General features: G+C 67.2%; 18 protein-coding genes. 6 read left to right on the top strand and 12 right to left on the bottom strand.

What is annotated here, in order from left to right; genetic code table 11:
* Nucleotides 1-9 precede the first annotated feature (9 nt).
* Together BO39_RS02185 and BO39_RS02180 are read right to left on the bottom strand one after the other, a co-directional pair.
* The gene (locus BO39_RS02185) at nt 10-771 is read right to left on the bottom strand and encodes a short-chain dehydrogenase/reductase (RefSeq protein WP_043829425.1); all 762 of its coding nucleotides are present in this window, start codon (nt 769-771) and stop codon (nt 10-12) included.
* A 102-nt stretch (nt 772-873) separates the two neighbouring features.
* On the bottom strand, nt 874-1,566 hold the full coding sequence (locus tag BO39_RS02180; RefSeq protein WP_043829422.1) for an SDR family NAD(P)-dependent oxidoreductase: 693 nt from the start codon (nt 1,564-1,566) through the stop codon (nt 874-876).
* 130 nt (nt 1,567-1,696) lie between these two features.
* On the opposite strand from BO39_RS02180, the gene BO39_RS02175 reads away from it, so the two are divergent.
* The 6 genes from BO39_RS02175 to BO39_RS02155 all read left to right on the top strand — a co-directional run bounded on the left by BO39_RS02175 (nt 1,697) and on the right by BO39_RS02155 (nt 7,162).
* On the top strand, nt 1,697-2,560 hold the full coding sequence (locus BO39_RS02175) for an IclR family transcriptional regulator (protein WP_052401323.1): 864 nt from the start codon (nt 1,697-1,699) through the stop codon (nt 2,558-2,560).
* Nucleotides 2,561-2,778: 218 nt separating this feature from the next.
* A complete protein-coding gene (locus BO39_RS32390; protein ID WP_156963383.1) occupies nt 2,779-2,925 on the top strand; it encodes a hypothetical protein in 147 nt (48 codons plus the stop codon).
* Nucleotides 2,922-4,052 (top strand): iron-containing alcohol dehydrogenase, encoded by a 1,131-nt coding sequence (locus BO39_RS02170; protein ID WP_043829420.1) that lies wholly within the window; start codon nt 2,922-2,924, stop codon nt 4,050-4,052. Before BO39_RS32390 ends, BO39_RS02170 begins: the two co-directional genes overlap by 4 nt.
* Before the next feature lie 20 nt (nt 4,053-4,072).
* Nucleotides 4,073-5,248 carry a sialidase family protein gene (locus BO39_RS02165; RefSeq protein WP_052401322.1) on the top strand — a complete coding sequence of 392 codons (1,176 nt, stop codon included), beginning with the start codon at nt 4,073-4,075 and terminating at the stop codon, nt 5,246-5,248.
* The gene (locus BO39_RS02160; protein WP_211257353.1) at nt 5,245-6,138 is read left to right on the top strand and encodes a dihydrodipicolinate synthase family protein; all 894 of its coding nucleotides are present in this window, start codon (nt 5,245-5,247) and stop codon (nt 6,136-6,138) included. The genes BO39_RS02165 and BO39_RS02160 overlap by 4 nt, the downstream gene beginning before the upstream one ends.
* A 49-nt stretch (nt 6,139-6,187) precedes the next feature.
* Nucleotides 6,188-7,162: a Bug family tripartite tricarboxylate transporter substrate binding protein gene (locus BO39_RS02155; RefSeq protein WP_043829418.1), complete on the top strand. Its 975-nt coding sequence runs from the start codon at nt 6,188-6,190 to the stop codon at nt 7,160-7,162.
* Nucleotides 7,163-7,213: 51 nt separating this feature from the next.
* Here the strand turns inward: BO39_RS02155 and BO39_RS35125 are convergent, their stop codons facing one another.
* From BO39_RS35125 to BO39_RS02110, 10 genes are all read right to left on the bottom strand, one after another.
* Nucleotides 7,214-7,963 (bottom strand): GMC oxidoreductase, encoded by a 750-nt coding sequence (locus BO39_RS35125; RefSeq protein ID WP_342666304.1) that lies wholly within the window; start codon nt 7,961-7,963, stop codon nt 7,214-7,216.
* Between the two features lie 6 nt (nt 7,964-7,969).
* A complete protein-coding gene (locus BO39_RS35120) occupies nt 7,970-8,968 on the bottom strand; it encodes an FAD-dependent oxidoreductase (protein WP_342666308.1) in 999 nt (332 codons plus the stop codon).
* 21 nt (nt 8,969-8,989) lie between these two features.
* Nucleotides 8,990-9,511, bottom strand: a complete 522-nt coding sequence (locus BO39_RS02145; protein ID WP_052401321.1) for a gluconate 2-dehydrogenase subunit 3 family protein — start codon at nt 9,509-9,511, stop codon at nt 8,990-8,992.
* Nucleotides 9,512-9,723: 212 nt separating this feature from the next.
* On the bottom strand, nt 9,724-10,560 hold the full coding sequence (locus BO39_RS29565) for a c-type cytochrome (RefSeq protein WP_281175520.1): 837 nt from the start codon (nt 10,558-10,560) through the stop codon (nt 9,724-9,726).
* A gap of 14 nt (nt 10,561-10,574) precedes the next feature.
* Nucleotides 10,575-11,069 (bottom strand): hypothetical protein, encoded by a 495-nt coding sequence (locus BO39_RS02135; RefSeq protein ID WP_156963380.1) that lies wholly within the window; start codon nt 11,067-11,069, stop codon nt 10,575-10,577.
* Nucleotides 11,070-11,455: 386 nt separating this feature from the next.
* Nucleotides 11,456-13,438, bottom strand: coding sequence for a DEAD/DEAH box helicase (locus BO39_RS02130; protein ID WP_245614893.1), 1,983 nt, complete (start codon nt 13,436-13,438; stop codon nt 11,456-11,458).
* 659 nt (nt 13,439-14,097) lie between these two features.
* Nucleotides 14,098-15,390 carry an LLM class flavin-dependent oxidoreductase gene (locus tag BO39_RS02125; RefSeq protein ID WP_043829414.1) on the bottom strand — a complete coding sequence of 431 codons (1,293 nt, stop codon included), beginning with the start codon at nt 15,388-15,390 and terminating at the stop codon, nt 14,098-14,100.
* The gene (locus BO39_RS02120; RefSeq protein ID WP_211257352.1) at nt 15,387-16,124 is read right to left on the bottom strand and encodes an ABC transporter permease; all 738 of its coding nucleotides are present in this window, start codon (nt 16,122-16,124) and stop codon (nt 15,387-15,389) included. The genes BO39_RS02125 and BO39_RS02120 overlap by 4 nt, the downstream gene beginning before the upstream one ends.
* Nucleotides 16,121-16,801 (bottom strand): ABC transporter permease, encoded by a 681-nt coding sequence (locus BO39_RS02115; RefSeq protein ID WP_211257351.1) that lies wholly within the window; start codon nt 16,799-16,801, stop codon nt 16,121-16,123. Before BO39_RS02115 ends, BO39_RS02120 begins: the two co-directional genes overlap by 4 nt.
* A 125-nt stretch (nt 16,802-16,926) precedes the next feature.
* A complete protein-coding gene (locus tag BO39_RS02110) occupies nt 16,927-17,931 on the bottom strand; it encodes an ABC transporter substrate-binding protein (protein WP_043829412.1) in 1,005 nt (334 codons plus the stop codon).
* Nucleotides 17,932-17,934: the final 3 nt, after the last annotated feature.

Genomic DNA, 17,934 nt, shown 5'->3' with positions numbered 1-17,934 from the left:
GCGGCGCCCTCATGGCGGCGCGCCGTTGATCGTCAGGATGCTGCCGCTCGTGTAGCCGGAGCGGGATGAGGCGAGGAAGGTCGCGGCGGCCGCGATCTCCTCCACCGTGGCGGCGCGACCGAAAGGCATGGTGGACTGGAACTCGCGCCAGCGCCCTGCGTCGCCCAATTCCTTCGTCGCGCGGGCGCGGAGCAGCACCTCGTTCCGTTCGGTGGCGACGGGCCCGGGATTGATGCCCATCACGCGGATCCCGTCCTTCGCAGCGCCGATCGCCAGACTGCGGGTAAAGGCCATCAGCGCCGCGTTGCCGCTGCTGCCGGCGATGTAGTCGGGATTCATCCGCTCCCCCGCCGCGCCGATGATGTTGATGATCACCCCGCGGCTGGCCTTCAGCACGGGATAGAAGGCGCGGCTGAGACCGATCGTGCCGAAGACCTTGAGGTCCCAGGCCGCCCGCCAGGCGGCGTCGTCCACCTCCAGCAGGCCGCCGGCCGGGATGGCGCCGGCGTTGTTCACGAGGATGTCGAGCGCGCCGGCTCGCGATGCCACCCTCTCCACCTCCGCCTGGCGGGAGAGGTCCGCCGGGATCACGCGCGGCGCGGAGCCGCCCTCGGCCACGATCTCCTCCGCCGCGCGGCGCAGGGCCGCCTCATCGCGCGAGACGAGGGTGAGTATGCAACCCTCAGAGGCAAGCCCACGCGCGATCGCCTTGCCGATGCCTTTCGATGCTCCTGTCACGAGGGCACGTTTGCCGGAGAGCTGCAATTCCATCGGGCGTTCCTTCCTGCCGACGCTTTCCGCACCCGAACCGGGAACGTGAGCGGGGCCGCAGCATGGCCGACGGCGTCCGTCGGGCGAAAGAGGGCGCTGTTGTCAGAGGGAGCTCCCACCGCAGATCACGATCTGCTGCCCGGTGATGGCGCCCGCCTCCGGGCCGAGGAGAAAGGCGGTGAGGGCCGCCACCTCCGCCGGGTCGATCAGCCGACCGATCGGCGGTAGGCGTGGCGACACGCCGGCCCGGCCAGGGTCGCGAAGCATGGGCGTGTCGGTCGCCGCCGGAGCGACCACGTTCACGGTAATGCCGCGCGGGGCAAGCTCCGCTGCCCAGGACCTGGCCATCCCGACCAGGGCGGCCTTAGTGGCGGCATACTGGCTGCGGCCAGCGGCGCCGGCCGCGGTCCGGCTGCCGATCAGCACGACGCGCCCCCCGTCCTCCATCTCCGGCACGATCGCGTCCGCAAGCCGCGAGGCCACGTCCACGTGCAGCCGCCACATCTCCGCCCCTGCCGCCGGATCGAGGGAGCCGAGCGGCGCCGTCCTCATCAGCCCGGCGGCATGGACCAGCGCGGCCGGGCGGAGCCCCACCACCGCGGCACGCAGGGCTTCGGCATCCAGCAGATTCACCGCGCGATGCGTGAAGGCGTCCGGACGGCCACCCGGGTCGGTGCGGCTGAGCCCCGTGACATGCCAGCCCTCGCGCAGAAGCCGATCGGCAATGGAGGCGCCGATGCCGGAGCTCGTACCCGTCACCACCGCGTGTCGCTTTCGGGTTTTATCGGCCGTCATGGTCGCCGCTCCTCAGGGGTGGCCAGTCACTTGTTGACACCGGCTTCGCCAGCCCTTTAGACCGGCAGAATAATTCGAACAAACGCACGCATTCCGATCAAATGACTGACGCGAGAATGCGGCGAAGAAAATGGAGGACGGCTTGGGCGAGCACGCTTCCGGCCTGAACGGTTCAAGGAATCGGGCTTCGGAGAACCCGAAGAACCAGGTGCAGTCGGTCGCGAAGGCCTTCGCCGTCCTCAAGGCTTTCGGGAGCGACCTGCCGGAGCTGACGGTGGCGGAGGTGGCGCTCCGCTCGGGGCTGGACCGTGGCACCTCCTTCCGGCTCGTCCACACCCTCGTCGGCCTCGGATACCTGAGTGGGACGACTGATCGCCGGCGCTTCCGCCTCACGCTGAAATGCCTTGAGCTGGGGTTCGCGGCGCTCTCCTCCGGCGACCTGGCCGGCCACGCGACGCCGCTCCTGCGGGAACACGTGCCGGGGATTGCGGATGCTGCGTCCTTGGGCATCCTTGATCGCGGGCAGGTCGTCTACCTCGCGCGCGTCGAGACCGGCATGGAGCGCAACGGCCTCGTACGCCGTCCGGGCACCCGCATCGGTGCCTATGCCACCGCGCTTGGGCAGGCCATCCTGGCCTGGCTCCCGCGGGAGGAGCAGGTTGCCCAGCTTGAGGGCGTGGAGCGCGTGAAGCTTTCCGAGCGCACGCTGACGCATCTCGATGCCCTGCTCGACCGTCTCGCCGAGGTTCGCGCGCGCGGCTATGCGGTGTCGGACGGCGAGAACGCCTACGGGCTGCGCACCGTCGCCGCCCCGGTACTGAACGCGGCGGGCACGCCCGTCGCGGGGGTCAGTCTGACCGTTGGTCCAGGCCAGATCGCCACGCCCGACTTCATCGCCCGCGCCGCCCCCGAGGCGCTCCGTACGGCCGCCGAACTGGCGGAGGGATTGCACCTCTCGCTCGGCGCGATTGCGGTCGCGCAGGGTTCGCGATGAACGGCGGCACGAGAATCTCGCTCTTCGGTCCTGTTCGGACCGCAGCCAGCTTGCGCCCGATCATGATCGGCAGCGACAAGACTGTCGTGAGGCCTCGCGCCGTTCAGTGCGCTTCGGCGGTCGCCATGCTCCGTAACCGGCGGCGCCTCCCAAACAAGCTGCGCGGCTTCTCCGTGGATCCTGCACCGTGCCCGCGAGCGGCAACGCCCGGCTTCCATATGAGCGTCTTCCTGCCCCTCGCCCCTACCTTTGTCGAATGCGGCACCACCTCCGGCGTTCGGAGCAAGCGCATCGCCAGCCTGCGCAGCGTGTCCGATGCATTCGGGCGCGCCAAGCAACTCGCTTCCCATAAGGCAGCTGCATGAACAGTCTTCTCAGCCCCATTGAAATCCAGCGGCCAGCAAGCCTGGAGTTCGGCGCGGGCCTTGCCGGCCGCGTAGGCGAGTGGGCGACGGCGCGCGGCATTAAGCGCAGCCTCGTCATCGCGACCCCGCCGATCGCCGCCCGCGTCGCGCAGCTGCACCTGCCGGGCGAGGTCACGGTCTTCGGCGAGGTTCGACCCGAACCTGACATCCCGAACCTCGAAGCAGCTATCGCCGTTGCCGAACGGGTGGAGCCGGAACTCGTCATCGGCTTCGGTGGCGGCAGCGCGATGGACCTGGCGAAGCTCGTCGCTGTCCTGCCGGGCAGCGGCCAATCCATCCACGACGTGGTCGGGCCGGAGAAGGTGCTTGGCCGCAGGGTGGCTCTCGTGCAGGTGCCGACCACATCAGGCACGGGCAGCGAGGCCGGCACGCGCGCCCTCGTTACCGATCCCGCCACGCGCAACAAGCTCGCGGTGCAGAGCCGCCACATGATGGCCGACCTTGCGGTGGTGGACCCGGACCTTACCATCACGGTGCCGCCCGACGTGACCGCCGCAACCGGCGTGGACGCGCTCGCCCACTGCGCCGAAGCCTTCACCAGCCGGCGCGCCCATCCGCTGATCGACCTTTACGCCCTGGAGGGCATCCGCCTTGTCGGCCGCTATCTCGCGCGCGCCGTTGCCGACGGGCAGGATCGCGAGGCGCGGGCGGGTCTCTCCCTCGCCTCCCTCTACGGCGGGTTCTGCCTCGGCCCGGTGAACACCACGGCCGGCCACGCCGTCGCCTACCCGCTCGGCACGCGTCACCACATCGCCCACGGCCTCGCCTGCGCGGTGATCTTCCCGCACACCCTCGCGCACAACGCGCCGGCAGTGCCCGAGAAGACCGCGATGATCCTTCAGGCGCTGGGTGCGCCCGGGCTGACCGATCCGGGTGCCGTGAAGGTGGCCGCTTACGGCTACTGCGCCGCGCTCGGCATCAAGATGCACCTCTCGGCGCTCGGCGTTCCCGAGGGTGACCTCCCGGCCATGGCCGAGGAGGCGCACGCGATCCGCCGCCTGCTCGACAACAACCCGCGCGATCTCAGCCGCGAGGAAATCCTCGCCATGTATCGCGCCGCCTACTGAACGTCGCCAGGAGGAACGCCATGCCGGACACTGCCGGGCTGATCGAGCGGCCCGAGACCCTCTCCCCCGTCCGCGACGAGCCGGGAAGGGCCGAAGCCTTCATCCCCACGCCCTGCGTGCAGAACCACGCCTCCTTCCTCATGCCCCTGCGCAACGGGGATCTCGGATGCGTCTGGTTCGGCGGCACGCAGGAGGGGGTGCCGGACATCTCCGTGCACTTCTCCCGCCTCACACCCGGTGCCGCGCACTGGTCACCGGCCGAGCGTCTGTCGGACGATCCCGCGCGCTCGGAGCAGAACCCCCTGCTCTTCCCCGCGCCCGACGGCCGCCTCTGGCTGCTCTGGACGGCGCAGATCGCCGGTAATCAGGACACCGCGATGGTGCGCCGTCGCATCTCGAGCGATGACGGGCGCAGCTGGGGTCCAGTGGAGACGCTGTTCCCGGAGCAGCCGGGCTTCGGCACCTTCATCCGCAACCCCATCCTCGTCACCGGTCGCGGCGATTGGCTCCTACCGATCTGGCGATGCACGAAGCCGCCTGTCGGCGCCTGGACGGGTGACCTGGACACCAGCTCGGTCATGATCTCCTCGGACGGTGGCGCGAGCTGGGCGGAGCACCCTGTGCCGGAAAGCACCGGCCTCGTGCATATGAGCCTCGTGGACCTTGGTGGTGACCGCTTCGTCTCCTTCTTCCGCAGCCGTTGGGCCGACTGGATCTATGCGAGCCGATCGGAGGATGGCGGCCGCAGCTGGACTGCCCCCACGCCGACCCCACTGCCGAACAATAATTCCTCGATCCAGGCGACGCGCCTTTCCGACGGTGGCATCGCCATCGTCTTCAACGAATCCAGTGCTGCCGATGCGACCGGCCGTCGTCTGTCGCTCTATGACGACATTGGTGGCGACGAGGTGGCGCCGCTCACCGAGCGAAGCGCCTTCTGGGGCGCCCCGCGCGCGCCGATGACCGTCGCTATCTCCGATGACGGGGGCCGGACCTGGCCGCATCGCCGGATCCTCGAGACAGGGGACGGATACTGCATGACGAACAATTCGAAGGACCGCCTGAACCGCGAGTTCTCCTACCCTTCGATCTGCGAGACGGCCGACGGGGCACTGCATATCAGCTACACCTACTGGCGACAGGCCATCAAATACGTCCGGGTAACCGCGGCGTGGGTTCGAGGAGAAGTCCGTTGAGCATCGCCCTTCATCCGCGCGGCGTGTTCTGCGCGGCACTGACTCCCGTCACAGCCGACCTCTCGCCCGACCACGATCGCTTCACCAAGCATTGCCACCGCCTCCTTCAGGATGGGTGCGACGGCATCGCCCTTCTCGGCACCACCGGCGAGGCGAACTCCTTCTCCACAGCCGAACGACAGGGCCTGCTGGAGGCCGCCGTCGCCTCCGGCATTGCGCCGGAGAGCTTGCTTCCCGGCACGGGCGTCGCCGCGCTGACGGAGACGGTCGCGCTCACGCGCCACGCGCTGTCGCTGGGTGTTACGACGGTCGTGATGCTGCCGCCCTTCTACTACAAGGGCGTGTCCGACGACGGCGTCTTCGCGAGCTACGCCGAGGTGGTGGAGCGCGTGGGCGATCCACGGCTACGGGTCGTCCTCTACCACATTCCGCAGTTCTCCGCAGTGCCCATCACCTTCCCGGTCATCGAGCGGCTGCGGGAACGCTTCCCGGGTACCTTCACGGGCATCAAGGACTCCGCCGGCGAGATCTCTCACATGGAGGCCCTGGTGGAACGCTTCCCAGGCCTCGCTGTGCTCGCGGGCGCCGACCCGCTGATGCTGCCCCTGCTGCGGCGTGGAGGAGCGGGCTGCATTACCGCCACTTCCAACCTCGTCGCATCCGACCTGGCATTTGTTTTCCGGCATTTTGCCGATGAGAGCCGCGCGGCAGCGGTTGAGGCCGCACAGGCCCGCGTCGTGGCGGCTCGGAACCAGGCGTCCCGTTTCGCGCAGATGGCTTCCCTGAAGACGCTTCTCGCCGCCCGGCTGAATGACGAGGGCTGGACCCGCATGCGCCCGCCGATGCTGCCGCTGCTGCCTGATGAGGCGACAGCGCTGCTCGCCGGCTGAACCACGACCGAGCCGGCCCGAAAAGGCCGGCCTTAAAAGGAGGAAGAGGATGTTTAGACGCGACCTGATAAGGGCTGCCGGCGCGGTTGGCCTGCTCGCCGCACCGGCGGTGCACGCCCAAGGCGTCTGGCCGACCGGAAAGCCTATCCGCGTGATCTGCCCCTGGCCTCCAGGTGCGGCCAACGACACCCTCGCCCGCCTCCTTGCCGCCCGGTTGCAGGAGAAGCTCGGCGCAACGGCGGTGGCCGAGAACCGCACCGGCGGTGCGGGCCTAGTCGGAACCAATGCCGTGCTCCAGGCACCGGCCGATGGCTATACGCTGCTTGCATCCGCGTTCAATACTGCAGTCATGCCGCTCGTGCTGCGCGGCGCCAATTTCGACCCGCAGATCGACCTGGAGGTCATGGCCCGCACAGCTCGCGCACCGCTGGTGATGGTGGTTAGCGGAACGAGGCCGGAGAAGACCCTGGCGGAAGTTATTGCCTCAGTGAAGGCCCGCCCACGGGAGTGGAATATCGCCATTTCTTCACTTGGTTCGGCCGGTCACCTTGCGACCATCGAGTTCAACCGGCGCACTGGGCTCGATCTGAACATGGTGAACTATCGTGGCACGCAGCCGGCACTGACTGACCTCATGTCCGGGAACACCCAGCTTCTGATCGACCCCAGCTTCAACCTGCTGCCTGCCGCCGGGGACGGCAAGATCCGTGCGCTGGGCATCGCCGCCGCCGAACGCTCCAACCTTGCCCCAGACGTGCCGACGATGGGCGAGGCCGGGCTGCCGGGCTACGAATTTCAGTCCTGGTACGGCGTCTGGGCACCCAAGGGTACACCGGCCGAGATCTGCAACCGCGTGAATACGCTGATGCAGGAAACGATGCGCGAGCCGGCCATGGTGCAACGCCTCACGACGCAGGTGCTGGAGCCCGTGACCGAAAGCATTGACGAAACCAAGCGGTTCATCAGTTCAGAGATCACCCGAGCGCGGGAACTGCTCCGCAGCGTTAACTACCAGCCCGAGTAATGTAGAGAGAGCGCCATCTCCGCAGCGCTGCGGAGTGGCGCCCACTACGGTTCACATGTCGATCAACCGACCAGGGTTCTTGAGGTATCCCTCCTTGATCCCTTGCAGCGACAAGTAGGTAAGTGCCCCCACGGTGTTCGTCGGGTTGTACCCGGCGTTCTGCGGGAAGGCGCTCGCGCCGATCGAGAAGACATTCGGCACGTCCCAACTCTGCAGCCGCTTATTCACCGCCGAGTTGGACGGGTCGGTGCCCATGATGGCGCCGCCACAGATATGGGTCGTTTGATAGGGCACGACGCTTGCCGGTACGGGCGGCGCGCTGGTGTTCACGATGTCCGGGTTCATAGCCCGCGCGATTTCCTCCGCGCGCGCAAGCATGAAGCTTCGCATCCGCAGGTCATTCGGGGAGAAGTCGAAGGTCATGCGCGCGAGCGGCAAGCCGAGGTCATCCGTATAGGTCGGATCGAGCGAAATGTAGTTTTGTCGCCGGGACGTGCTGCCTGCATGGACCCCGACATTGACGTTGTGATCGTACCACTTGTTGTTCGCCTGCTTCCAGGCGGCGCCCCAACGCGGTGAATCCGCGGGCAGCACACGCTGCTCGATCGGTCGCAGCCCGGTGTTCTGACCGATGATGTAGCCGCCGCCGATGAAGCCGTGCGGGGCGTGGTCGAAGTTGTCCCCGTTGAACTCGTCCACGATCGCACCGAGTGCGCCGGCGCCAGCGAACTGATTGAAGCGTACCTTCTCGAAGAAGGCGCGCGCCGTTGCGACCGTCTGGTAGCTGAAGTTGCGCCCCACCTGTCCCTACCCCGTGGCGGGGTCATAGGGGGTCCCGATGCCGCTGAGCAGCATCAGGCGCACGTTGTGGATCTGGAAGGCGCAAAGCAGGACCATGTCTGCGGGCTGACGCGTCTCGTGCCCCAGCGCATCGACGTAAACCACGCCAGTCGCGTGCTTCTTGTCCGGGGTGAGCTCCACCCTGGTTACGCGGGAGCCCAACCGCAGCTCGAAGTTCGGGTTACGCAGCGCTACCGGCAGCACGGTCGTGAGCGGGCTCGCCTTGGACCAGTTGTAGCAGCCGAAGCGTTCGCAGTGGCCGCAGTAGGTGCAGGCCTGCATCTGCGCGCCGTCAGGATTGGTGTAGTCCTGAGACAGGTTCGACGAAGGCTGAGGGTAAGGCTTCAACCCGAGCTTGCGCGCGCCTTCCATGAAGCGCTGCTGCACCAGTCCCATCTCCATCGGCGGAGTGGGATACTCGCGGGCCCGCGCCCCTTCGAAGGGATTGCCGCCCTCCTGGATCTGGCCGCGCAGGTTGCCCGCTTTGCCGGAGGTGCCGCAAAGATATTCGAAGCGGTCGTAATGCGGCTCCATGTCCTCGTAGGTGACGCCCCAATCCTGGATCGTCATGTCATCGGTGATCGCACCGTCGCCGTAGCGCTGCTTGTTGTGGCTCAGCATCTGGAAGTCAGCTGGCAGGAACCGGAAGTGCTGCCCGTTCCAGTGAACGCCAGCCCCACCCAGCCCGTCCCCCAGGAGAAAAGCACCGAGCCTCCTCATCGGCAGCGCTGCCTCGTTGGGGTTGTTCCGAAAAGTCAGCGCGTCCCGCGAAAGATCCTGGAACAGGGCTCCGCGGAGGGAGTATTTCAGCTCATCGAGCACGTTCGGTGCAGGGAAGTCGCTGGCGGTGTCACGGAAGCCGCCGCGCTCCAGCCCAACCACGCGCAATCCTTCGGCTGCAAGTTCGCGGGCGGCGATGGAACCTGTCCAGCCCATTCCCACGATCACGACGTCCGCCTTCGGCATCTCCTTCACGGCGTTCTTCCTCTATCCGATCGAGACGGGATCGCCGTCGTAAGGGGTCTTGTCGGTAACTAGGTCGCCACGCACAGGGTTCGCGCCGGGATAGCCAATCTGCTTCCAGGTGGCGGCACCGCGGTTGCCGCCGTAGAGCGGGTCCGGGAAGTAGCCCTCGATGGTGTTATTCAACAGCAGCCCAAAGAACACGGAGGAGGAGAGCCCGTTGAGATCGAAAGGCTGCTTCTCCATCCGCGTCAGCAGCGCGTCACGCTGCACCTCATCCAATTCGGCAACACCCTTGCCGCTCTCCGCCCGCACGACGCGGTTCAGCGCTTCGAGGGAGTGGCGGTACATGGCGGCCGGCGTCAGCGCGTACTGCCAACCCTGGCTTGGCTTTCCCTCCGCAAAGGGGCCGCGCATGTACCAGTTGCTCGCAGCGCCGAAGGTACCGGACAGCTGATGATCGATGAAGGTGACGACACCGGACTCGACGCCGCCCGGTCCGCCCTCCCCGGCCGGGATCAGCCGGTCGACCAGCGCGGTCAGCATGTCCGATTCTGGGTTGTTCAGGAAAATCCGGGCGCCCTGCTCCGTTGCCGGCGGCGCGTGCTCTGGGCCTGCCGGCGGGGCTGCTGGTGCAGCGGGCGGTGTTTGTGCCTCAGCCTGACCGACGAGTCCGGCCAGTGGTGTTGCCGCCGTGGACACGAGAAAGCCGCGACGGTTGAAGCAATGACTGGGTGGCGCTGCCATCGTCCGATGCCCTAGCGAAGCGTGTTGAGGAACGCGACGACGTCGGCGCGGTCGCGGTTGTTCTGAATGCCGGGATAAGCCATCCGCGTGCCCGGCGCGTAGCCGCGCGGGTTCTTGAGGAACGCATCGAGCGATGCGTCGTCCCAAGTGCCGCCGCGGTTACGCAACCCGCCCGAGTAGCTGAAGCCGGACACGGAGGCGACCTGACGCCCCTCCACACCCCAGAGCGGCGGTCCCACGCGCACCGGCCCACCCCGATCAAGGCTGTGGCAAGCCGTGCAGACGCGGCTGGCCACGGTCTTGCCGTGCGCAGCATCGGCCTGCTGGGCGGGTGGGCTGGGCTGGCTCGCTCCTCCCGCCGGGGCGGCTGGGGCTGGCGCGACTACCCTCTGGTTCGTCGGTCCGGCCGGTGCCGGTGCCGGTGCCGGCGCCGGCGCGGCCGCGGGAGGAGGTGCCGCCGCGGCCTGTTGCGTGGGGGCAGGCGCTGGGGCCTGCTCGGCTGGCGCCTGCTCCACGCCGTAGTAGACAGCCAGCGCGCGGCCTAGCGTCGGATCGTCCTGAAGACGACGAACATCCTCGGCCCTGAAGCGCGGTGCATCACGCAGCTTCTCAATGGTGGCATCAAGGCGTACGGCATCGGTCTGGCCGCTGAAGCGCATCGCCTGCAAGGGCACGATCACGTCGGCCGCCGCTCCAAACAGGGAGGCCACAGCTCCGCCGCGCGCACCGGCCGGACGAACGATGAGGTAGGTAACCCGGCCTTCCGTCGCGCCAGAGACCACGAGATCCTCAATGGTCCCGAGTTCCGTGCCGTAGTTGCACATCGCCACGACCCGCTTGCCAAGCAGTTCCCGACCGGTGATCAGCCAGGGAGCGGCGTCTCCAGCAGGAGCGGGAGCCGATGCCTGAGCGGATGGCGAAGGAGCGGCTGGCGCGGGCTGCTGTGGTGGCGGTGCCGGCGCTGCAGCCGGTGCGGCGGCCTGCTGCTGCGCGCCCTGTTGTGGCGGGGCGGCGGCGGGACTGCCGCCTCTGCACCGCGGCGCTCACCGGCCATGCTGGTGGAGAGAAGAATGGGTGCGAGCGGCGGAAGGCCGGCCGTGCGCAGCGCGTCGTCGGCAGCACGTCTGCAGGCCTCACCGTCCTTGTCGCGGGCAGCACGTTCGGCGGTCGCGATCAGCTCGTCGAGATGACCGCGCTGATCTTCCGGCGCGCGCTCCCGCGCGGCGGCCGCACGCGAGGCATCGGACAGGCAGGCGGCACCAGCAGGTGCATCGGCAGCCCGCGCCTCCACTGCCGCGAACAAGCCGATCGCGGCAAGGGCAAGACCCTTGCCTCCGCTTATCACTGCACGCCTCATGCATCCACTCCGGTGTCGTCCAAGATCAGGAGCGGCTGTATGGCCGCACACCCGTCATGCACGCGCACCCCGACAACGTGTCGTCAGCACAGAGATTTGTTGCGATGACTGCTCCGGACAGGAGGATTCGGACAGCGCTCTGTGCTGGAACGCCACGCCTGCATCAAAGTCGCAAGCTGAAAGACGCATATGATGCGCACCATCTTCCAGGCAGTGGATCGGCAGGTGCGGGCGTATGCAGAACTCCGGGCGTGTCGTTCAGCGACACCCTTCACTGGCAAGCAGCAGGTGACTCTAATCCATGTTGTTTATCGCCCGGCGGGGATGACTAATTATGGCGTCGGCGCATTGCTCTCGCCCATCTGTGAAAGTGGAAGTGATTTGCGTCAGCCACCTGTCGGTCCGACGCGTCTCTTCGTTGTCCCTCGGTGATCCGCAACCTTCCTGCCGCCGCCCCAGAGCGCTGCAGGCCGGCCGACCGGCGGTCGCCACTCACCGCGGCGCCTTGCCGCCCACCCGTAACGGTGGTCACCTTCCAATAGGTGCAGGTGGTCACGCAGTCGGTTGCGTCCCAGCCATTCGAGCGCCGCTTCCAACTCCGCAAGCTCCATCTCTGCCCGCGGCTTCCCGCCGAGAGCACGCTTCAGCACCGCGTTGTACGCGTGGAACAAGCCAGTCCCGCGTGGCGCGACGGGTGCTGGTGAAACAGAAGCATCGGGGCCGCCTCCCTGCCCGTCCTCCACTGCCTGCGCGGCGACGAGTTCGGCGAGGCGCTGCCGAAGGCGCCGTTCCGCCGCAGAGGGCGGTTCGAGCAACTCGCCTTGCGCGTCTGGCTCGCGTGCGGCCGCAAGCCCCGCAGCGAGATCAGGGCCGGGTCGCAGGGTGCTCAGACGAAGGGCGAGCGCATTGCTTTCAAGCGGCACGATGCCGTGACGCTCGCGCGCCTCCGCCATCTCCTCCTCCAACCAGCCGGGCAGTGCCAGCCTTGCCTGTCGCGGTGGCAGAGGTGGCTTTGCACGCGTCCCCTGCTCTCGCTCCATCCGCCAGCGGAAGCGGGCGAAGAGTGGATCGTCGGGATGGAAGACCAGGGCGCGTTGCCTCTCGTAAGGACCGGCATTCGGGTCCACGCGCGTCGCCCGCGCGACCATTTGCTCCAGCCAGGGCCGGGAGCGGACATGAGTCAGCGCTGCCACCACCGAGACCTCTGGCGCGTCCAGCCCCTCATAAGCCATGGCAACGGTGACGAGCACTGCAGGATCGGCCGTGAGGCGGAACGCGGCCAGGGTTTCGTGCGCGCCGCGCTCCTCCGAGACAGCAAGCGCCATGCTGCCAGCCTGTGCCGCGGGCACCCAGCCGCGAAGGATATCGAGGTAGCGCCGCGCCTGCATCTGGTCTGGCGCGACGACCAGGAGCTTGCCCAGCCCGCGCACCGCGTCCGGGCCGAGCAGCCCCCTGCGTTCCGCCCGCACGCTGCGCGCCGCCTCGAAGGCACGCCGCAGCAGGCCAGTGGCGAAGCCGGTGCGGAGCGCGGTGAACAGGGCCGGTCTGGTCGATTCGTTCGGCGCCACGGCACGCAGCCGGTGCGGCCCCAGGCGCGGCCGTTCGCCGCCGCCCTCGGGTTCGGGGCCCAGCCAGGCGGCCTCGCCATCCAAGGCGCCAAAGGCGACCGGAAGGACCGCGCGTTCGGCCAGGGCGCGCGCGCGGCTGTAGCCCACCACCGCCCAGTCTGGTGCCGCCAAGTCCACCTCCTGCCGCCCTCCTACTCCAGCCCGGTAGGGGAGCCAGAGGATCCGCCGCCCATCAGCTCGCTCCAGGGTGCCCGACAGCAGCAGCCGCGCCGAGGCGAGAGCGAGCAGCGGCTCGATCGCCGCGGACCACGCCGCCGACGCCTCGCCTTGTGCATCGTGCCCCGCGCCCGCTTCGACCTGGCCGAGCGCCGGCAGATGATGCACCTCGTCCACCACGAGGAGGTAGCGATGGGCCCTGAAGGCCGCGAGATGCAGGTCCGGCGCGGCGGCAATCCCCTGGTAGGTGGTGACGTATCCGGCGAGCCCACGGCAGGGATCTCCCGGCAGGTTCTCCGCCGCCCGGACGGACAGATTGTGGCCGAGCGCTGTTCGCCACATCGGATCGGCAAAAGCCTCCTCTGCCTGCAGGCGAAGGCTATCCCGCGGCACGACCCAGCAGACCCGCTCGCACATCCCCGCGCCGATCAGGGCACGTGCGGCAATTACCGGGAGGAGCGACTTTCCTCCGCCAGGGGTGACGGCCGCAAGGATATCCCTTGTCCCTCCGGCCTCGCCGGTTGCCATCGCAGCAACGATCGCGGCGACCTCACGCTGGTGGCTCCGAAGTGGACGGGCAGGCAAAGGTCAAATTCCTCGTGAAGGAGACGCCCTAAGAACCTGATTCCGCTATGACTCCTTGTCGAGGAAAGATTGCCAAAGAAAATAGCTCCTTTGACGATTATATCGTTCCAAGGCGAAGCAACTGTTTCGGCAGATGCCGTTTGAACGGGCATGGCGACTACTTGGGCCTTCTTTGCACTCCTCGCCTCAGCGCAACACGCCGACCGGCGGCGCGAAGTAGGGGCCAAGCGGCGGTGAAACTCCCGGAGCGCGCCCGCCGCATCAGACCATCGGTCGGCCGTTACTCGCCAGGCGCGCTCTTGACGAGGCGACAGACAACGACTCTAGCGCGCGGCCGGCTGATACCGGAGGGGGGAGTAAATCCGCCGGCATGCCAGTGCAGGGCAAAGCCTGAGTGCCTGCAGGCACCTTCACGATGCCCAAGGTGAGAGCGGTACTCCACTCGCTGCTTCTTCAACGACAACCTGGACGTTCTCATGGATTGTCTTCTCAACTGACTCGCCCCTGGTGAGCCAGCCGGCCACAGGCCCGATACCGTGGCTGTCCACGTCCGGGAGATGTACACGCGCAGCTACGACGCCGTGGCCTAGTGCATCGCCCGCCGCCTGCCCCGCCGGCGGCAGATTGGCCATGCCCCACCATCGCCAACGCGTGCGCCCTCAGACACGTGGCGGACGGGAAATGCCGAGGTTGCTACGCAAGGTCATGCCTGCATAGTTCCTCCTGAACAGGCCACGCTCCTGCAGGATAGGCACGACCAGGTCGACGAAGTCCTCAAAACCTTCGTGGAAGTAGGGCGGCATCACGTTGAACCCATCCGCCGCGCGTTCGGTGAACCACCGCTCCAGCGTGTTGGCAACATTCTCGGCTGAGCCGCAGAGCACCCAATGCCCCCGCGCTGCCGCGATCAGGTTGTAGATATCACGTAGTGTCATCCCCTCGCGCCGAGCCTTGCTCAGCATGACCGTCGCGAAGCTGTGGTAGGTATCCGGCAGTGGGATATCTGGGATTGGTCCGTCCAGATCGTAGGCGCTCATGTCCCGGCCGAACCGGTCGCTGAGCAGCTGGCGCGCATTGCCGCCGTCCACATAGTCCTGCAGCACGGCGAGCTTCTCGAAGGCCTCCTTGTCCGTGCGCCCGACCACCGGCATGACCCCTGGTAGAATTGTTACGTCCTCGGGCCTGCGGCCGAGCGCTGGAAGGCGGCCCTTGAAGGAAGCGTACTGCGCCTTCGCCTCCTCGATATCCTGGACCACGGAGAAGACAACATCGGCGGTCTCGGCGGCCAAGGCATGGCCCGGCTCCGATCCTCCAGCTTGCAGCACCACCGGATGGCCCTGCGGCGAGCGGCCGATATTCACCGGCCCCTTTACCCTGAAGTGCGGCCCGTCATGGTTCAACGGTCGGACCTTGGCGGAGTCGATGTAGCGTCCCGATTCCCGATCAGCAACCACCGCATCATCCGCCCAGCAGTCCCATAGCCCCTTCACGACCTGCAGGAACTCACGCGCGATGGCGTACCGCTCCGCATGGTTAGGGTGAAGCTTGCCAAAGTTCGGTGCAGCAGCAGGGCTCGCTCCGGTCACGGCGTTCCAGGCGGCGCGGCCACCACTGATATGATCAAGTGAGGCGAAGGCCCGCGCTACCGTGAAGGGGTCGCTGTAGGTGGTCGCCACCGTCGCGCCGAGGCCGATATGGGTCGTCGTAGAAGCCAGCGCCGAAAGCATGGTCAGCGGTTCGAGACGCAGCGTATAGGACGGATGGGCGGCCGGCTCGGCATAGAGGTTGTCGCCCATGAAGATCATGTCGAAGCGCCCGCGCTCCGCTGTCTCGGCGATCCTCCGCAGCGCGGCCATGTCCTGGAAGCTATCTACCGCCCCCGGGTAGCGCCAGCCTGCCACGTGGCTCCCCGTTCCCAGCAGGAACAGGCCCAAATGCATCTCACGGGTCATCGCCAGAAGATCACCTTGCGCTCGATCCACCCAATAACTCCGAAGAAGGCGAGGCTGAGGGCGGAAGCGACGAAGATGGCGGACCAAACCCCGACGAAATCGATCCCCACGACTGCCTGGTATATGATCCAGCCGAGACCGCTCTGAGCACCCAGCATCTCCGTCACGATTGCGACGATCAGGCTGCGAACGGTCGCGACGCGCATACCGGCGGCGATCAATGGCAGCGCCGCAGGAAGGCGAAGCCGCCACAGCACGGAGGCTTGGCCGGCACCGAAGCTGCGCAGCAGGTCTACGCTCCGCCGGTCCACCCGGTCGAAGCCCGCGAGCGCACTCAGGAAGACGGTGAAGCCTACCGCAAGCGTCACGAGAGCGATCTTGGAGGATACACCGATGCCGAACCAAAGGAGCACGAGCGGCGAGTAGGCCGCAACCGGCACCGAATTCACGGCCATGACCACGGGCAGAATCGCGCTCCGCGACCACGGCAACACGATGATGACGGTGGCGAGCGTGATCCCGATGGCTGTGCCGAAGGCGTAACCAGCGAGCGCTTCGAGCAGCGTGGTCGCGCCGCCCGTGATCAGGTTGGCACGCTGCACCCAGATGCTTGCCAAGATCTCGCTGACCGCAGGCAGGGTGTATGAGGGCAGCGCAAAGCCGCACGCCACGCCCTCCCAAAGGAGGACGAGGAGTGCGCCACCGAGCAATCCCCGGAGGGCTTCACGACTCACTGCTCGGCACCCCAGAAGACCAGCCAGCGCTCGGCCAACGAAACGGCCGCGTAGAAGCCGGTGCCTAGCAAGGCTGCGCAGAGGATGGCGGCCCACATCACCGTCACCTGCTCGGTGTACATGGCCTGCAGCAGGATTACGCCGAGTCCGGTCGTGTCTCCGAACCACTCGCCCACGATCGCTCCCACCAGGCTGAGCGATGCACCAAGGCGAAGGGCGACGAAGATTTGCGGCAGCGCGGCGGGCAGCATCAACCGCAGCAGCAACTGCCGTCCGCTGGCTCCGAAGCTGCGAAGGAGCGCAATTTGCCGGGGATCAACGGATTGAAGACCGAGGAGCGTGTTCACGGTCACCGGGAAGAAGGTGAGGTAGAAGGCAATCACCGCCTTAGCCAGCAGCGTATTGCCGAACCAGAGCACCACGAGCGCGCCGAAAGCGATGACCGGGATGGTCTGCGAGACGACAAAAATCGGGAAAAGCATGTCCCGCAGCACAGGGGCGCGCAGGAAGAGGATCCCGTTCAGCACGCCCACCACAACTCCCGCCGCGAAACCGATGAGGGTTTCTAACAAGGTGCGCAGGAAGCCTGCGACGTAGGCTTCCGGGGTAGCCGCGATGGTCGCGAGGATGGCGCTCAGCCGCGGCAGGTATTCGGGTCGGATGGCGAAGGCGAGCACGGCCCCCTCCCACACAGCGGCGGCAATCGCGAGGCCCAGGATCAACCGGCCGAGCCAGAGAAGTGCAGGGGCTGCCCAGCGCCAACCCGCTGCTCCGCGTCGCGCCGTCAGTGCGAGCGCCGCACTCAAGCCATCCGGTCCGCGGCAGGTATCGTAGCGAGGAAGCTACCGTCATAAGCCTTGGCAAGGTCGATCGGCGCCTTGATCACCTCGTACTCGCGCAGAAAGTCGTGGGCGGAACGCACCGCTGCCTCGTCAATCCAGAAGAGGCCCTGCTGCGCGGCGGCCCCGGCCGTCATCAGCTTGCCGGCCTCGACCAGCATGAACTCCTGGTGGTCGCGATTAAGCGAAGGCGCCGCGGCCATTACCGCATCCACCCCCGCCTTCTGGTCCTTCAGCGCATCCCGCCAGCCGCGGATCGACGCACGCAGGAAGCCCCGCACCATCTCCGGCTTCTGCCGCGCGGTCGTCTCGCTCACGATCAGCGTGTCGCGCGGGAAGGTAATGCCCTGGTCCTCGGCGACGAAGGTCCGCAGCTTCTCACGGCCCATGCGGGTCATCAGGGTGTAGAACTCGTTGTAGCGGGTGGCGGTGACCACATCGACCTGCCCATCCACGAACGGCGTGACCGACACCTGCTGGGGCTGCATGGTAAAGTCGCCGGGCTTGAGACCCGCCTTTGCGAGCATGCCGAGCAGCACGTAGTTGGCGCCGGTGAACCAGGTGGTGATCGTCTTGCCCCTGAAGTCCTGGATTGTGCGGATGGGCCCGTCGGCGCGGGAAACGAAGACGAAGGGCGTCTGCTGGTGCGCGACGCCGACGCAAACGACCGGAAGGTTTTTCTCCCGCGCGGCGAAGACGCTGTCCGTGCCGCCGGAGAGACCGAAGGTGTCCGCGCCGGATGCGACAAGGTTTTCTGTCAGCAGGTTAGGCCCGCCGGGATTGATGGTCAGGTCGATGCCTTCGGCCTCGTAATAGCCGCGGGCCTTCGCAAGGTAGAAGCCCGCGAACTGCGTTTGCGCAAGCCACTTCAGCCGCAGGGTCGCCTTCTGCGTGCCTTGAGCATGGGCGATGAAGGGCAGGATGGCGGGCGCCGCTGCGGCCGCAGCGAGAAGGGTACGCCTCTGCATCGG

This window comes from Roseomonas aerilata DSM 19363 (genome assembly GCF_000711725.1).
In the GTDB taxonomy this organism is placed as follows: Bacteria; Pseudomonadota; Alphaproteobacteria; order Acetobacterales; family Acetobacteraceae; genus Roseomonas; species Roseomonas aerilata.
This window is presented reverse-complemented; position numbering and strand designations above follow the sequence as displayed.

Bases quoted from the DNA above. Each gene is read 5' to 3' on its own strand.
- BO39_RS02185 (WP_043829425.1), bottom strand. From the start codon at position 771: ATGGAATTGCAGCTCTCCGGCAAACGTGCCCTCGTGACAGGAGCATCG.
- BO39_RS02180 (WP_043829422.1), bottom strand. From the start codon at position 1,566: ATGACGGCCGATAAAACCCGAAAGCGACACGCGGTGGTGACGGGTACG.
- BO39_RS02175 (WP_052401323.1), top strand. From the start codon at position 1,697: ATGGAGGACGGCTTGGGCGAGCACGCTTCCGGCCTGAACGGTTCAAGG.
- BO39_RS32390 (WP_156963383.1), top strand. From the start codon at position 2,779: ATGAGCGTCTTCCTGCCCCTCGCCCCTACCTTTGTCGAATGCGGCACC.
- BO39_RS02170 (WP_043829420.1), top strand. From the start codon at position 2,922: ATGAACAGTCTTCTCAGCCCCATTGAAATCCAGCGGCCAGCAAGCCTG.
- BO39_RS02165 (WP_052401322.1), top strand. From the start codon at position 4,073: ATGCCGGACACTGCCGGGCTGATCGAGCGGCCCGAGACCCTCTCCCCC.
- BO39_RS02155 (WP_043829418.1), top strand. From the start codon at position 6,188: ATGTTTAGACGCGACCTGATAAGGGCTGCCGGCGCGGTTGGCCTGCTC.
- BO39_RS35120 (WP_342666308.1), bottom strand. From the start codon at position 8,968: ATGCCGAAGGCGGACGTCGTGATCGTGGGAATGGGCTGGACAGGTTCC.
- BO39_RS02145 (WP_052401321.1), bottom strand. From the start codon at position 9,511: ATGCTGACCGCGCTGGTCGACCGGCTGATCCCGGCCGGGGAGGGCGGA.
- BO39_RS02135 (WP_156963380.1), bottom strand. From the start codon at position 11,069: ATGAGGCGTGCAGTGATAAGCGGAGGCAAGGGTCTTGCCCTTGCCGCG.
- BO39_RS02125 (WP_043829414.1), bottom strand. From the start codon at position 15,390: ATGACCCGTGAGATGCATTTGGGCCTGTTCCTGCTGGGAACGGGGAGC.
- BO39_RS02110 (WP_043829412.1), bottom strand. From the start codon at position 17,931: ATGCAGAGGCGTACCCTTCTCGCTGCGGCCGCAGCGGCGCCCGCCATC.